Annotated in this window: 11 protein-coding genes and 1 pseudogene; 6 read left to right on the top strand and 6 right to left on the bottom strand. The window is 59.7% G+C overall.

All coding sequences use genetic code 11. The features are described 5' to 3' along the window. Positions 1–77: 77 nt before the first annotated feature. The 6 genes and pseudogenes from AC1MEW_RS22905 to AC1MEW_RS22880 all read right to left on the bottom strand — a co-directional run. Positions 78–221, bottom strand: a pseudogene (locus tag AC1MEW_RS22905) (transporter); the annotation flags it as partial. Between the two features lie 66 nt (positions 222–287). After that, entirely contained in the window at positions 288–1,694 is a 1,407-nt protein-coding gene (locus AC1MEW_RS22900; RefSeq protein ID WP_201257269.1) for a DUF1254 domain-containing protein, read from the bottom strand. Between the two features lie 203 nt (positions 1,695–1,897). Next, positions 1,898–2,101: a hypothetical protein gene (locus AC1MEW_RS22895; protein WP_201257283.1), complete on the bottom strand. Its 204-nt coding sequence runs from the start codon at positions 2,099–2,101 to the stop codon at positions 1,898–1,900. Positions 2,102–2,111: 10 nt separating this feature from the next. Further along, positions 2,112–2,903, bottom strand: a complete 792-nt coding sequence (locus AC1MEW_RS22890; RefSeq protein WP_201257270.1) for a hypothetical protein — start codon at positions 2,901–2,903, stop codon at positions 2,112–2,114. Positions 2,904–3,303: 400 nt separating this feature from the next. Next, positions 3,304–3,669 (bottom strand): DUF6124 family protein, encoded by a 366-nt coding sequence (locus AC1MEW_RS22885; RefSeq protein ID WP_201257271.1) that lies wholly within the window; start codon positions 3,667–3,669, stop codon positions 3,304–3,306. 395 nt (positions 3,670–4,064) lie between these two features. After that, positions 4,065–4,490, bottom strand: coding sequence for a YciI family protein (locus AC1MEW_RS22880; protein WP_480423728.1), 426 nt, complete (start codon positions 4,488–4,490; stop codon positions 4,065–4,067). Between the two features lie 256 nt (positions 4,491–4,746). On the opposite strand from AC1MEW_RS22880, the gene AC1MEW_RS22875 reads away from it, so the two are divergent. The 6 genes from AC1MEW_RS22875 (at position 4,747) to AC1MEW_RS22850 (ending at position 15,113) form a co-directional block, all read left to right on the top strand. Beyond that, on the top strand, positions 4,747–5,190 hold the full coding sequence (locus AC1MEW_RS22875; protein ID WP_201257273.1) for an SRPBCC family protein: 444 nt from the start codon (positions 4,747–4,749) through the stop codon (positions 5,188–5,190). 253 nt (positions 5,191–5,443) lie between these two features. Further along, positions 5,444–5,944 (top strand): thiol peroxidase, encoded by a 501-nt coding sequence (gene tpx, locus AC1MEW_RS22870; protein WP_008030203.1) that lies wholly within the window; start codon positions 5,444–5,446, stop codon positions 5,942–5,944. 175 nt (positions 5,945–6,119) lie between these two features. Next, the gene (locus AC1MEW_RS22865) at positions 6,120–7,430 is read left to right on the top strand and encodes an MdtA/MuxA family multidrug efflux RND transporter periplasmic adaptor subunit (protein WP_201204106.1); all 1,311 of its coding nucleotides are present in this window, start codon (positions 6,120–6,122) and stop codon (positions 7,428–7,430) included. Further along, entirely contained in the window at positions 7,427–10,531 is a 3,105-nt protein-coding gene (locus AC1MEW_RS22860; RefSeq protein WP_201204105.1) for an MdtB/MuxB family multidrug efflux RND transporter permease subunit, read from the top strand. Before AC1MEW_RS22865 ends, AC1MEW_RS22860 begins: the two co-directional genes overlap by 4 nt. Beyond that, positions 10,528–13,635: an efflux RND transporter permease subunit gene (locus AC1MEW_RS22855; protein WP_201257274.1), complete on the top strand. Its 3,108-nt coding sequence runs from the start codon at positions 10,528–10,530 to the stop codon at positions 13,633–13,635. Before AC1MEW_RS22860 ends, AC1MEW_RS22855 begins: the two co-directional genes overlap by 4 nt. Beyond that, positions 13,632–15,113: an efflux transporter outer membrane subunit gene (locus tag AC1MEW_RS22850; RefSeq protein WP_201257275.1), complete on the top strand. Its 1,482-nt coding sequence runs from the start codon at positions 13,632–13,634 to the stop codon at positions 15,111–15,113. Before AC1MEW_RS22855 ends, AC1MEW_RS22850 begins: the two co-directional genes overlap by 4 nt. Positions 15,114–15,403: the final 290 nt, after the last annotated feature.

The raw sequence follows: 15,403 nt of genomic DNA, 5'->3' as shown, positions 1-15,403 counted from the left end.
GGTCCGAGTGCGTTGGCCGTTGAAGGCGCGCTTTGACGCTCGATGCAGCTTTGCCGGATGGCGAACTCTTCCTTGGTCAGCGCCGGGCCGATCGGGGTGTTGGTGTTGATGCGGTTGTAATAGCCGAAAACCATGTTCAGGTCAGTCGGCAGGTTCTGCCAGTCGCGGGCGTTGTCGGCCTGGCTCAACAGCGGGGTCATGGCCAGCGTCAGTGCCGTCATTCCTTTTTTTGATGTCTTCAAACGCATCTTTTTGCTCCTGCAATGTTCTGAATGACGGTTTACGACTTATTGACCAATCGGCGTCAGCAGCGGGATCTTCCACTGACCGTTCACCACTTCCGGTTTAGGCAGGTACAGGCGCAGCACGGTGTAGAACGGCCCGTGCGGTGCCGGCAGCCAGTTGCTTTTCTTGCCGTCCACCGGCTCGGAATGCTGCACATACAGGGTCAGCCCGCCGTCAGCATCGCGCTTGAGCTTGGGCAACATCCGCGAATTGATCAGGTAGCGCTTCGTGTGGTTGGCCACCAGCAACTTGGTCTTGCCGTCGTACAGGGTCAGCGACCAGAAGGCGTCGGCCGGCGGCAGCTCGTCCTTGTTGAAGTGCAGGGTGTAGCTGTGGCGGGCGCCGTTGAGTGGTTTGCCCTGGTTGTCGACGAAGTAGCCGATGTAATTCGCCTCTTCGGCGGAGTTGCCGAAGATCCCGACATTGGCGCCGACGTAGCGATACAGGTAGTTGCCATTCAGGTGATCGCGGGTGCCGAAGAAGTCGCCGCTGGTGACTTGGTGTGTGTCGATTTTGTCCTTTTTGAACTGGGCGAACTCGGCCTTGCCGTCGGCGATGCCGTCGTCCAGCGCCTTGCGTTGTTCGGCGCTCAAGTCGCTGACTTTGAACGGCTGGCCACCGACGATGCCGATCTTGGCGAAGCGTGCCAGCAGGTCTTTTTCCACGTCCTGGGGTGGGGCGAAACTCAGCATGAAGTTGAGGTAGCGGAACAGCTCCGGGCTGTCGCTCATCGTCGCCGTGGGTTTGGGCCAATCGACTTTTGGCGCGGCAGGTGGCGCCGGTTGCTTGAGGTACTGGCTGAGGGTTTGAACCTTGTAGGCGTTCTGGATCAGCTTGACCTTGTTAAGGTCGGCATTGTCGAACAGCTGCGTGCGATACAGCGCGTAGGCAATGTTGCTTTCACTGCGCACCAGGCGATCGATGTTCACCGGTTGCTGGCCTTGCCAGTCCGGGCCCGCAATCATGAACGTGCCGCCCTTGTTGCCGGTGCTGCGAGTGCCCAGGTACGCAAAGTTTTGCGTGTAGAGGTCGATCAACTGCACCGAGTAGTAACGGTTTTCTGCAATCGGCGGCAGGGTCAGCACCACGGGCTCAGTCCGCAGGTCCATCCAGACGAAGGAGTAGGGCGTGTCAGAGTTGGGGGTGACAAATGCAGTGTCTGCGGGCGAGAACACTTTGGTGGTGTTACCGATCTTGTTGAACGGCGCCTTGAAATTCGGCCCACCTTTGTCCACGGCTTGGGTGTAGAGGGTCTTGTACATCTCCACTACCGGGAAGCCATACAGATAGGCTTCCTTGGCGATGCCGCGGGCTTCTTGCGGCGTGGCGCTGAAATCCGCCCAGGCACTGCAACTGAGCAGTAACGAGAGACTGGCAAGCATCAGGCGTGGGGCTTTTTCAAACTGCATGGTGTGTCCTTTTCAAGTAATGCCGGTCAGTCAGAGATCGAACTAACAATGAGTAACCTGTGGCGAGGGAGCTTGCTCCCGCTGGACTGCGCGGCAGTCCCTTTTATGGGGCCGCTTCGCGACCCAGCGGGAGCAAGCTCCCTCGCCACAGGTAATGCGCTCGCCGGTCCATTCCTTGACTGGCCGATATTGATCTTTGGGCATCACTTCACAACGGTGATGTCATCCAGTTTCCAGCTCTTGTCGACATACGCTTCAGTCGGCGCATACAGCCGGGAGTCGCTGAACGAGTGCTTACCCGGCGGGGTTTGTACCCCGACTTCCTGTGCCTGCGCTTGAGCGCCAACACCACAACTGGCGAACATCGCCATTACACTGAACCCTGCCGCACGAAGTGAAATATGCATATGAGTGTCCTTATTTGCCAACCGTGACATTGATCCCGGCGAACAGCGTGAACTGCGGCAGGCCATCGCCTTTGCGTTCCACGGTCCACTGGGGTTCTACAAAGGCGTTGAGGATGTTGGTGCCGGACTTCCAGACCTTGCCACCACCCAAGCCGATGGGGATGTAATGGGTGTCGTTTTTCAGGTCGAAGGTCCAGGTGCCGGTGGACCGCAGGTACCAGCCTTTTTCCAGGTTATGCATGATGAAGGGCTGCATCGTCGCGGTTTCGACGTGGGCGCGGTCACGGTCACCGGCGAACGAACTCTGGTACTGAACCAGCGCACCCAATAGGCCGCGGGGTGACGAATCGATGGCGACGGCGGCCAGGCCTGCCTGCCACTTGCCGGTGCCCAACTCATCTTGCTCGGCGGTGGGCGCGGTGATCTGCGGGCCGATGCCCAACTGGATGCCGTCGGTCTTGAGCAGGAAAATATCGAACAGGTTCAGGTCGCCGATACCGGTGCTGTAACCGTTATGCGGGTCGGGGCGGGTGCTGATCGGCAGAGTCGCGCGCAGCAATTGCGGCACGCCGATGAAATCGTTGGGCGCTACCGGCAGGGTGCCACGCAGCAATGCGTCATTGGTATGAACATTGGTGTCGTAGAGCCTGGGCGTGTAGTAATCCTGCAGGTTGGCGCCGGGCGCCAGGCTCAGCGGGTTGTTACTCTTGTTGGCTTCCTCTGCGTTATCCGCCTGAGCACAAGTGGCAGACGCCATGAGTGACACCAGCAAAAGGGCGTGCGCTCCTGGATTTTTCGACATGATTCCCCAGTTCCTTGATGGCTCAGTGGACGAACCCGGCCATATGTTTGGCCGTTACTGTGTAATCTCTTTCCGATCAAGCCTGTAGGACACATCAGTTGAAGCTAGCAGCTAACCACAAGTTAGCCAGCCGAAAGGGTTAATTCCTTCGTTTTGCGTACGCGTTCTCGTTATTTTTGTGTACTGGAAAGTTAAATTGAATCAGTGGGTTGGGGGCGGGAGTTTAGGAGGGAGTTAGGCTTTTCGGGGGGGATGGGGGCGTGCGACGGGCACAAATACTGTGCCCGTAGAAGATCAAATGTGGGAGCGAGCTTGCTCGCGAAGGCGCCGTGTCAGGCAACATTTCTATCGACTGGTACGCCGCTTTCGCGAGCAAGCCCGCTCCCACAAGGGGGATCACCTATTTAGGCAATTCGAAGTTATCCAGCATCCGATTCACCGCCAGTTCACCCAACATGACGACCTGTTGAATGCCCATCAGGGTGTTGCGATGCGGTCCCTCCATCAGTCCGGCGAAGTTACTGAGCATGACACTCGCCGACGCCATCGATTCGCAGGCGTGGGCCAGCAGGGTTTCCTGGTCGGCATCGGGGTAGATATTGAAGAGGGTGCTGGGTTTTCGCGGTGGGATAGGGTTTTTCAGGGCCCCGGGGTTGAGGTAGAAATTGAGCGCGCGGTCGGCGGCCTCTTTGAGTTTTTTGGCGTCGAGGGCCGGGTCGTGCGGGACCGGATCTGTGTCCGGAGGATTAGGTGTTGCCTTGAACATGATCTTCTTTTTCCTGAGTGATGCCGCCACTCCTTGCTACTAACAAGGGGGTGGCGGCTGTACGCAGGTTAGTAGACCGGGGAAAAGAAGAAAGCCGGCGCGCCCAAGGACGCCCTGCGCACAGCCACCATCAAGTACAGGCATGGAAATACCTGTTTGACAGTCACTTGTGCATCTTCTAATACCGCGGGCTACTAAACCCGATCACTGACCATCAGTGATGCGGACAAAGTTACCGAGCAGCCCCCAGACGCACAAGCCGGCGGATTCTGGCGTAGTTGTAGGCAAAGGCGCAAGACGATGTAGCCTCGCGGAAACCTTCTGACACGCCATTTAAACAGAGCGTTAAACACCCTCAATTACAACGGGTATTGAGCGCGCCGCGCCGGCCCTATTCAGTTCTTTTTCCCCTGCGCCCGCACTCGCTCTTCCTGCTCGCGCAACTCAGGTGTGAACTCGGCACCAAAGTCCTCGGCCTCAAATATTTGGCGAATCTCGATCTCGGACTCTCTCCCAGGCATTGGGTTCGGACAGCGTTTGACCCACTCGATCGCTTCCTCTTTTGATTTCACCTGCCATATCCAAAAGCCGCCGATCAGCTCTTTGGTTTCGGCGAACGGCCCATCAATGACCGTACGTTTTTCGCCCGAGAACCGCACGCGAGCGCCTTTGCTACTGGGTTGCAAACCGTCGCAGTCGAGCAGAATCCCAGCCTTGGACAGTTCCTCGTTGTAGGTGCCCATCGCGGTCATCAGTTCCTCGGAAGGCATCACACCGGCCTCGGAATCCTGGCTGGCTTTCACAATGATCATGAATCGCATGGTTTTATCTCCGCTGGAAGTGAGTGATTCGCTACCTAGTCGAATGGCCGTCTGCTGAATCGACAACACCGCCCACAAAATTTAGCAGCACACCGATACCCGTGTCGGAGCTGCCGAAGGCTGCGATCTTTTGATCTTTGCCTTTAAAAGCAACATCAAAAGATCGCAGCCTTCGGCAGCTCCTACGGGGGGATGTGTGGGGGTTGAGCGCGGTGGTAGGCTGCGCGTTCCCTGGCCAATGGAATGCCTGCCAATCATGCCCGTTCTGCAACTCACCACCCTGATCCCCGACCGCACGCCTGACCAAGTCCTGGATTTCTGCCTCGAAGGCGTCAACTTCCCGAAAATCTTCCCCGAACGCGTCACGCCGCTGGGCGATATCGACCTGAACAATCTGCGTATCGAGGCCGGGCGCCAGTTCCGCTTTCGGCACTGGATGTTCAACGTCATCCCGTCGAACTGGACGGTGGTGATTCGTGAGGTCGGCGAAACGCATTTCATCGATGAAATGCTCAAGGGGCCGATGGCTGCCTTTCGTCATGAACATCGAGTGGCGGCGGGCGAGGGCGGTACGCTGTACACCGACCGGGTGACGTATGCGGCCATCGGCGGCGCACCGTTGGAATGGTTGCTGGTCAACGGCTACATGCGGCGGATTTTCGAGGCGCGGCATCGCAATATGCTGCGGTTGCTCGCCTGAATCAGCCTGTACGCAATCCCTGTGGGAGCGAGCTTGCTCGTGATGACGGACTGACAGTCACCCAATGTGCTGAATGCTAGACCGCTATCGCGAGCAAGCTCGCTCCCGCTGGTTTTGTGTCGTTTGTGCGAGTTGTATCCAATTTCACCTACGACACTTCACAATTTGTATCTGGGCATAGGTCGTCGGACAATTTCGTGGTTAACTTCGGCCTCTTCAGATTTTCAACAACACTTCCAGAAGGACTCCGTTCATGGCTCAAGTCACTCTTAAAGGCAACCCGGTTCAAGTCAACGGCCAACTGCCACAAGCCGGTTCCAAGGCACCAGCCTTTTCCCTGGTTGCCGGCAATCTGTCCGACGTGACCCTGGCGAGCTTCGCCGGCAAGCGCAAAGTGCTGAACATCTTCCCAAGCGTCGACACCCCGACCTGCGCGACTTCGGTTCGCAAGTTCAACGCCCAGGCAAATGATGTCGCCAACACCGTCGTGCTGTGCATCTCTGCTGACCTGCCGTTCGCCCAGGCACGCTTCTGCGGCGCTGAAGGCCTGGAAAACGTTCAGAACCTGTCGACCCTGCGTGGCGCCGAGTTCATCGAAAACTACGGCGTGGCCATTGCTGACGGCCCACTCAAAGGCCTGACCGCCCGTGCCGTCGTGGTACTGGACGAAAACGACAACGTGCTGCACAGCGAACTCGTTAAAGAAATTGCAGAAGAGCCTAACTACGAAGCGGCACTCGCTGTTCTGAAGTAACCGGCTTTACAATTGTTAACGGCCTGGCACTCGCCAGGCCGTTTTCATTTGTGTTTCAGTCCCTTGGACAAACATCCTGTTACGTAAGCCAAAGGTAAATAGCCGGTAAAGCCGCTTTGCTTAATGCTCGCCAGTGCTTATCGTTCAGCCTCCCGTAGAAGAAGCCCCCGCGCCCATGGTTGATCATTCAATGCAATCCTCCTCCCGTAGTCCCCGTCGCTGGCTGTTCGGCCTGCTTGTCCTGTTGATCGTCGCGGGTGTGTGCTGGAAATTCTGGCCTGCCGGCACTGATCACAAAGCGGGCGAAAAGCCGAGAGCCGCCGCAGGGCATACAGGCAAGGCTGGAGGGATGCGTCCGGGGTTTGGCGGGGCGAGCGGCCCGATTCCGGTGCGCGTGGCGCCGGCGGTCAAGGGTGATTTCCCGCTGTACTACAAGGCGCTGGGCACGGTCACGGCGCTCAACACCATCAATGTGCGCAGCCGGGTGGCCGGAGAGTTGATGAAGGTTGCGTTCGAGGAAGGGCAGATGGTCAAGGCCGGCGACTTGTTGGCCGAGATCGACCCGCGTCCTTACCAGAATGCTTTGCTCCAGGCTGAAGGCACTTTGCTACAGAATCAGGCGCAACTGAAAAACGCCCAGGTCGATGTCGAGCGTTATCGCGGTCTGTTTAAAGAAGACAGTATCGCCAAGCAGACCCTGGACACCGCCGAAGCGCTGGTCGGCCAATACCTGGGCACGGTCAAGACCAACCAGGCAGCGGTTAACGACGCCAAGCTCAATCTCGAATTCACCAAAATCCGCGCACCGATCACCGGGCGTGTCGGCTTGCGTCAACTGGACGTTGGCAACCTTGTCGCCGCCAATGACACCACCGCACTGGCCATCATCACCCAGACCCAACCGATCAGCGTGGTTTTCACCCTGCCGGAAAACAGCCTCGACACCGTACTGGCCCGCTACCACACCGGTGCCAAACTGCCGGTGGAAGCCTGGGACCGTGGCGATATGAAATTGCAGGCCAGCGGCGTGTTGCAGAGCCTCGACAACCAAATCGACGTCACCACTGGCACCCTGAAATTCAAGGCGCGCTACGAGAACCGCGATCAAGCGTTGTTCCCCAACCAGTTCGTCAACGTCCACCTGTTGGCCGACACCCTCAAAGACGTGACGCTCGCACCGTCGGCGGCGATTCAGTTCGGTACCAACGGCACCTTCGTCTATGCCATGGATGGGGACAAGAAGGTCACGATCCGTCAGTTGAAAGTCGGCCCGAGTGACGGCAACAACACCGTCATCACCGAGGGTCTGGCCGTCGGTGATCGCGTGGTCCTGGAAGGCACCGACCGCCTGAAGGAAGGCAGCGAAGTGGAAGTGGTCAATGACACCCAGGATGTACCGACCACCCCGACCGAACACCTGCAAGGCAAATCGGCGGCCAAGACCCCTGACGCGACCGCCAACGACAAGGCGAAGAAGGGCGCATGAACATCTCGCGGCTGTTCATCCTTCGCCCGGTCGCCACGACCCTGAGCATGCTGGCCATTATTCTGGCCGGCATCATCGCTTATCGTTTGTTGCCAGTGTCGGCATTGCCCCAGGTCGACTACCCGACCATCCGCGTCATGACGCTCTACCCCGGCGCCAGCCCGGATGTGATGACCAGTGCGGTGACCGCGCCGCTTGAGCGTCAGTTCGGGCAAATGCCCGGCCTGACCCAAATGGCGTCCACCAGTTCGGGCGGCGCTTCGGTGCTGACCCTGCGTTTCAGCCTCGACATCAACATGGACGTCGCCGAGCAACAGGTGCAGGCCGCGATCAATGCCGCGACCAACTTGCTGCCCAAGGACCTGCCGGCACCGCCGGTCTACAACAAGGTCAACCCGGCGGACACCCCGGTGCTGACCCTGGCCATCACCTCCAAGACCATGCTGTTGCCCAAACTCAATGATTTGGTCGATACGCGCATGGCGCAGAAAATCGCCCAGATCAGCGGCGTCGGCATGGTCAGCATCGCCGGCGGCCAGCGTCAGGCGGTGCGGATCAAGGTCAACCCCGAGGCCCTGGCGGCCAATGGCTTGAACCTGTCGGACGTGCGCACCTTGGTCGGCGCGTCCAACGTCAACCAGCCCAAGGGCAACTTCGACGGCCCGACCCGGGTGTCGATGCTCGACGCAAACGATCAACTGACGTCGCCCAAGGATTACGCCAACCTGATCCTTGCTTACGCCAATGGCGCGCCGTTGCGGCTCAAGGACGTGGCGGAAATCGTCGACGGCGCTGAAAACGAACGACTGGCGGCATGGGCCAACGAAAACCAGGCCGTGTTGCTGAACATCCAGCGCCAGCCCGGTGCCAACGTTATTGAGGTGGTCGACCGGATCAAGGCCTTGCTGCCGAGCATTACCGACAACCTGCCGGCCGGCTTGCAAGTCACCGTTCTGACCGACCGTACCCAGACCATCCGCGCCTCCGTTACCGACGTACAACACGAACTGCTGATCGCCATCGCATTGGTCGTCATGGTGACGTTCCTGTTCCTGCGCCGGGCCAGCGCGACGATCATTCCTTCGGTCGCCGTGCCGCTGTCGTTGATCGGTACGTTTGGCGTGATGTACCTCGCGGGTTTCTCGGTCAACAACCTGACCTTGATGGCCCTGACCATCGCCACCGGTTTCGTGGTGGACGATGCGATCGTCATGCTGGAGAACATTTCCCGATTTATCGAAGAGGGCGACAGCCCGCTGAATGCGGCGCTCAAGGGCGCCAAGCAGATCGGCTTCACCCTGGTTTCCCTGACCCTGTCGCTGATTGCGGTACTGATCCCGCTGCTGTTTATGGCTGACGTGGTGGGGCGTCTGTTCCGGGAATTCGCCATCACCCTGGCGGTGGCGATCCTGATTTCCCTGGTCGTGTCGCTGACCCTGACGCCGATGATGTGCGCGCGGCTGCTCAAACGTGAGCCCAAGGAAGAAGAGCAGGGCCGTTTCTACCGGGCCAGCGGCGCAACCATCGACTGGATGATCGCTGCTTACGGGCGCAAGTTGCAGTGGGTGCTCAAGCACCAGCCGCTGACCTTGATGGTGGCCATCGCCACCCTGGGCCTGACCGTATTCCTTTACATGATCGTGCCCAAAGGCTTCTTCCCGGTGCAGGACACCGGGGTGATCCAGGGCATTTCCGAGGCGCCGCAGTCGATTTCCTTTGCCGCGATGAGCGAACGTCAGCAAGAGCTGGCCAAAGTGATCCTCGCCGACCCGGCAGTGGAAAGCCTGTCGTCCTACATTGGTGTGGACGGGGACAACTCGACGCTCAACAGCGGTCGCATGTTGATCAACCTCAAACCCCACAGTGCGCGGGACCTTAGCGCCACGAAAATCATTGCTCGCCTGCAACCGGAAGTGGACAAGCTGATCGGCATTCGCCTGTTCATGCAGCCGGTGCAGGACCTGACCATTGAAGACCGGGTCAGCCGTACGCAGTACCAGTTCAGCATGTCGTCCCCGGACGCCGAATTGCTCAGCCTGTGGAGCGGACGTCTGGTGGAAGCCCTGGCCCATCGGCCGGAACTGACCGACGTCGCCAGCGATTTGCAGGACAAGGGTTTGCAGGTGTACCTGGTGATCGACCGCGATGCGGCGTCCCGGGTCGGGGTGTCGGTGCAAAACATCACCGATGCGCTGTACGACGCTTTCGGCCAGCGGCAGATTTCGACCATCTACACCCAGGCCAGCCAGTACCGCGTGGTGCTGCAGTCGCAGTCCGGCGAGAAGATCGGCCCGGACGCGCTGAACCAGATTCACGTCAAGACCACTTCGGGCGGCCAGGTGCGCCTGTCCAGCCTGGCGCATGTCGAGCAACGTCAGACGCAATTGGCGATCACTCACATCGGCCAGTTCCCGGCGGTGATGATGTCGTTCAACCTGGCCCCCGGCGTGGCGCTGGGGCATGCGGTGGAGATCATCGATCAGGTGCAGAAGGACATCGGCATGCCGATCGGCGTGCAGACCCAGTTCCAGGGCGCGGCCGAAGCATTCCAGGCGTCGCTGTCGAGCACCTTGCTGCTGATTCTGGCGGCGGTGGTGACCATGTACATCGTGCTCGGCGTGCTGTACGAAAGTTACATTCACCCGATTACCATCCTCTCGACCTTGCCCTCGGCGGCGGTCGGCGCCTTGCTGGCGTTGCTGCTGACCGGCAATGACCTGGGGATGATCGCGATCATCGGCATCATCCTGCTGATCGGTATCGTGAAGAAGAACGCGATCATGATGATCGACTTTGCCCTCGACGCTGAGCGCAATCAGGGCATGGCGCCGGAGCAGGCGATTTACCAGGCGGCACTGCTGCGTTTCCGGCCGATTCTGATGACTACCCTGGCCGCATTGTTCGGCGCGGTGCCGTTGATGCTGGCCACCGGTTCCGGTGCAGAGCTGCGTCAGCCGTTGGGTCTGGTGATGGTCGGTGGTTTGCTGGTGAGCCAAGTGCTGACGCTGTTCACCACCCCGGTGATCTACCTGTATTTCGACCGTCTCGGTCGGCGCTGGGGCCATAAGTCTGCAGCCGTGGACGCGGTAGAACAGCCATGAACCTGTCCGGACCTTTCATCAAGCGCCCGGTCGCGACCATGTTGCTGAGCCTGGCGATCATGCTGCTGGGCGGTGTCAGTTTCGGCCTGTTGCCGGTGGCGCCGTTACCGCAGATGGACTTCCCGGTGATCGTGGTTCAGGCCAGTCTGGCGGGTGCGAGCCCGGAAGTGATGGCGTCGACCGTGGCCACTCCGCTTGAGCGCTCCTTCGGCTCCATCGCCGGGGTCAACACCATGAGCAGCCGTTCCAGCCAGGGCTCGACCCGGGTGATTTTGCAGTTCGACATGGACCGCGACATCAACGGCGCGGCGCGGGAAGTGCAAGCGGCGATCAACGCCTCGCGCAACCTGCTGCCGAGCGGGATGCGCAGCATGCCGACCTACAAGAAGGTCAACCCCTCGCAAGCACCGATCATGGTGTTGTCGCTGACCTCGGACGTGTTGGAGAAAGGTCAGCTCTACGACCTGGCCTCGACCATTCTGTCCCAGAGCTTGTCCCAGGTGCAGGGCGTAGGTGAAGTGCAGATCGGCGGCAGCTCCTTGCCAGCGGTGCGCATCGAGCTCGAACCCCAGGCGCTGAACCAGTACGGCGTGGCGCTGGACGATGTGCGCAATACCATCGCCAACGCCAACGTGCGCCGCCCGAAAGGCTCGGTCGAAGATGACCAGCGTTTGTGGCAGGTCCAGGCCAACGATCAACTGGAAAAGGCCAAGGATTACGAATCGCTGATCATCCACTACAACAACGGCGCGGCCCTGCGCCTGAAGGATGTGGCCAAGGTCAGCGATGGCGTCGAGGACCGCTACAACAGCGGCTTCTTCAACAATGATGCGGCGGTGCTGCTGGTGATCAACCGCCAGGCCGGCGCCAACATCATCGAGACGGTCAACGAGATCAAGGCGCAGTTGCCGGCGTTACAGGCGGTGTTGCCGGCCAGCGTCAAACTGAACCTGGCGATGGACCGGTCGCCGGTGATCAAGGCAACGTTGCACGAAGCGGAAATGACCCTGCTGATCGCCGTGGCGCTGGTGATTCTGGTGGTGTACCTGTTTCTCGGTAACTTCCGTGCCTCGCTGATTCCGACGCTGGCGGTGCCGGTGTCGCTGGTCGGCACTTTTGCGGTGATGTACCTGTACGGATTTTCCCTGAACAACCTGTCGCTGATGGCGCTGATCCTGGCTACCGGGCTGGTGGTGGACGATGCCATCGTGGTGCTGGAGAACATTTCCCGGCACATCGACGAAGGCGTGCCGCCGATGAAAGCGGCGTACCTCGGCGCCCAGGAAGTCGGCTTCACCTTGTTGTCGATGAACGTCTCGCTGGTGGCGGTGTTCCTGTCGATCCTGTTTATGGGCGGGATCATCGAAAGCCTGTTTCGCGAATTTTCCATTACCCTGGCGGCGTCCATCGTGGTGTCGCTGATCGTGTCGTTGACCCTGACGCCAATGCTCTGCGCGCGTTGGCTCAAGCCGCACACCCCGGGTCAGGAAAACCGTCTGCAACGCTGGAGCCAGCGCGTCAATGAATGGCTGGTCGCCAAATACGCCACCAGCCTCGACTGGGTGTTGCGTCACCGGCGCCTGACATTGCTCAGCCTGCTCATCACCGTGGGTGTCAACGTCGCGTTGTACGTGGTGGTGCCGAAAACCTTCATGCCGCAACAGGACACCGGTCAACTGATCGGTTTCGTCCGTGGCGACGACGGGCTGTCGTTCAGCGTGATGCAGCCGAAGATGGAGACCTTCCGACGCGCCGTGCTCAAGGACGATGCGGTGCAAAGCGTGGCCGGTTTCATCGGCGGCACCAACGGCACGAATAACGCCTTCATGCTGGTGCGCTTGAAACCGATCAAGGAGCGCAATATTTCCGCGCAAAAGGTCATCGAACGTCTGCGCAAGGAAATGCCCAAGGTCGCCGGCGCTCAGCTGATGCTGATGGCTGACCAGGACCTGCAATTTGGTGGCGGTCGTGAACAGACCACCTCGCAGTACTCCTACATCATTCAAAGCGCCGACCTGGGCTCGTTGCGCGAGTGGTACCCGAAAGTCGTCACCGCGCTGCGGGCCTTGCCGGAGTTGACGGCGATTGACGCCCGCGAAGGTCGTGGCGCGCAACAGGTGACGCTGATTGTCGACCGCGACCAGGCCAAACGCCTGGGAGTCGACATGGACATGGTCACGGCGGTATTGAACAACGCCTATGCCCAGCGACAGATTTCGACAATCTACGACAGCCTCAACCAGTATCAGGTAGTGATGGAGGTCAATCCGATATACGCCCAGGATCCGATCACCCTCAAGCAAGTCCAAGTGATCACTTCTACCGGCGCGCGCATTCCCCTGTCGACCATCGCTCACTACGAAAATAGCCTGGAAGACGACCGGGTCAGCCACGAAGGCCAGTTCGCTTCCGAAAGCATCTCCTTCGACATGGCCGAAGGCGTGACAGTGGAGCAGGGCACCGCGGCTATCGAGCGGGCGATTGCCAAGCTCGGCATGCCGGAAGACGTGATCGTGAAAATGGCCGGGACCGCCGACGCTTTCGCCGCCACCCAGAAGACCCAGCCATTCATGATTCTCGGCGCGCTGGTGGCGGTGTATCTGGTGTTGGGCGTGCTGTATGAAAGTTACATTCACCCGCTGACGATTCTGTCGACGCTGCCGTCGGCTGGGGTCGGTGCGTTGCTGTCGATCTATGCGTTGGGCGGGGAGTTCAGCCTGATCTCGTTGTTGGGGCTGTTCCTGTTGATCGGGGTGGTGAAGAAAAACGCCATTCTGATGATCGACCTCGCGTTGCAACTGGAGCGGCATCAGGGCATGAGTCCGCTGGATTCGATTCGCAGCGCCTGCCTGCAACGTCTGCGGCCCATTCTGATGACCACCCTGGCGGCGATCCTCGGTGCACTGCCGTTGCTGCTCAGCCGTGCCGAAGGCGCGGAAATGCGTCAGCCGCTGGGCCTGACTATCATCGGCGGGCTGATTTTCAGCCAGGTGCTGACGCTTTACACCACCCCGGTGGTTTACCTCTATCTCGACAAACTGCGCCATGGTTTCAACAAATGGCGTGGGGTACGTACCGATGCAGCTCTGGAAACTCCGCTATGACTGACCGTTCGCTTATCACTCTGGCTGCACCAATCGCCATGGCGCGTGGCTCGCGTTTGTTGAGCCTGGCGCTGTGTGTGGCCATGCTCAGCGCTTGCGCCGTCGGCCCGGACTACCAGCGCCCACCAACCGCGGAACCGGCGCAGTACAAGCAAGCCGAGGGCTGGCGTCAGGCCAATCCCAGCGATTCCCTGGCCCGTGGCGCCTGGTGGGAGTTGTACGGCGATCAGCAGCTCAACGGCCTGATCGAGAAACTCAACAACTCCAACCAGACCGTCGCCCAGGCCGAAGCCCGGTATCGGCAGTCCCAGGCCTTGGTCAGCACTGCCCGTGCCGCGTTTTACCCAACGGTTGACTTGAGCGCGGGCAAAACCCGCTCCAGTCAGGGCGCCGGCAGCAGCAGTTCCAGCCTGAGCAGTTCCGCCAGCGGTATTCGCGACACCTACAACGCTCAGTTGGGCGTCAGTTGGGAAGCGGACGTCTGGGGCAAACTGCGTCGCGGGCTGGAGGCCAACGAGGCCACGGCCGAAGCAAGCTTCGCCGACCTCGCGGCCATGCGCCTGAGCCAGCAGTCGGAGCTGGTGCAGAACTATTTGCAGTTACGGGTGATCGATCAGCAGAAGCGCCTTCTGGAATCAACAGTCACGGCGTACGAGCGTTCGCTGCAAATGACCCAGAACCAGTACCGCGCCGGCGTGTCCGGGCGTGATGCGGTGGCCCAGGCCCAGACTCAGCTCAAAACCACCCAGGCCAACCTGGTGGACCTGATCTGGCAACGTGCCCAGTTCGAAAACGCCATCGCCGTACTGATCGGCCAGGCGCCGGCCGAGTTCAATCTGGCGGAAACCGAGGACATCCCGAAACTGCCGCAGATTCCCCTGAGCCTGCCGTCGCAGCTACTTGAACGCCGCCCGGACATCGCTTCCGCCGAGCGCTCGGTGATTGCCGCCAACGCCAACATCGGTGTGGCGAAAGCCGCTTACTACCCGGATTTGAGCCTGAGCCTCAGTGGCGGTTACAGCAGCAGTACGTCCAGCAACCTGTTCAGCTTGCCGAACCGCTTCTGGTCGGTGGGGCCGAAAGTGACGTTGCCACTGTTTGACGGTGGCGCGCGCTCGGCAGAAGTTGATCGCAACGAAGCGCTCTACGATGAAACCGTGGCCAAGTACCGCCAGACCGTGCTCGACGGCTTCCGCGAGGTGGAGAACTACCTGGTGCAGCTCAAGGTTTATGAAAACGAAGCGACCGTGCGCCAGGAAGCCCTGGACGCGGCGCGCGACTCCTTGCGCCTGACCCAGAACCAGTACAAGGCCGGGTTGATTGCCTACTTGGACGTGGTCGTGGTTCAAGCCACCGCGTTGAGCAATGAACAAAGCGTATTGACCGTGTTGCAGAGCCGATTGATTGCCAGCGTGCAGTTGATTGCGGCGTTGGGTGGCGGTTGGGATGGGCAATTGCAGGTGAGTGACAAGGAATAACGCAACTTTTGTGGATCGGCGCGATTTGTGGCGAGGGAGCTTGCTCCCGTTCGGCTGCGAAGCAGTCGTAGTCCGGCTAACTCGGTATACCTCAGAGACAAAACGGGGCCGTTTCGCGACCCAACGGGAGCAAGCTCCCTCGCCACAATGACGGTGTTGAAATAACCATTTTTTGACGTCAAACAAGCGCCCCATCGGCTTGATGGCCATTTGATTATTTTGTCAGTGCGTTCTTCCGCGCAATCAGTACAATCGCCGACTTTGCCCCCGAGAACGGACGCAGTACGGAG

This window comes from Pseudomonas sp. ASL4 (genome assembly GCF_056680395.1).
The sequence above is the reverse complement of the archived record's forward strand: the minus strand, read 5'-3'. Positions and strand labels throughout refer to the sequence as shown.

Bases quoted from the DNA above. Each gene is read 5' to 3' on its own strand.
- AC1MEW_RS22855 (WP_201257274.1), top strand. From the start codon at position 10,528: ATGAACCTGTCCGGACCTTTCATCAAGCGCCCGGTCGCGACCATGTTG.
- AC1MEW_RS22880 (WP_480423728.1), bottom strand. From the start codon at position 4,490: ATGCGATTCATGATCATTGTGAAAGCCAGCCAGGATTCCGAGGCCGGT.
- AC1MEW_RS22900 (WP_201257269.1), bottom strand. From the start codon at position 1,694: ATGCAGTTTGAAAAAGCCCCACGCCTGATGCTTGCCAGTCTCTCGTTA.
- AC1MEW_RS22850 (WP_201257275.1), top strand. From the start codon at position 13,632: ATGACTGACCGTTCGCTTATCACTCTGGCTGCACCAATCGCCATGGCG.
- AC1MEW_RS22895 (WP_201257283.1), bottom strand. From the start codon at position 2,101: ATGCATATTTCACTTCGTGCGGCAGGGTTCAGTGTAATGGCGATGTTC.
- tpx (WP_008030203.1), top strand. From the start codon at position 5,444: ATGGCTCAAGTCACTCTTAAAGGCAACCCGGTTCAAGTCAACGGCCAA.
- AC1MEW_RS22865 (WP_201204106.1), top strand. From the start codon at position 6,120: ATGGTTGATCATTCAATGCAATCCTCCTCCCGTAGTCCCCGTCGCTGG.
- AC1MEW_RS22890 (WP_201257270.1), bottom strand. From the start codon at position 2,903: ATGTCGAAAAATCCAGGAGCGCACGCCCTTTTGCTGGTGTCACTCATG.
- AC1MEW_RS22885 (WP_201257271.1), bottom strand. From the start codon at position 3,669: ATGTTCAAGGCAACACCTAATCCTCCGGACACAGATCCGGTCCCGCAC.
- AC1MEW_RS22860 (WP_201204105.1), top strand. From the start codon at position 7,427: ATGAACATCTCGCGGCTGTTCATCCTTCGCCCGGTCGCCACGACCCTG.
- AC1MEW_RS22875 (WP_201257273.1), top strand. From the start codon at position 4,747: ATGCCCGTTCTGCAACTCACCACCCTGATCCCCGACCGCACGCCTGAC.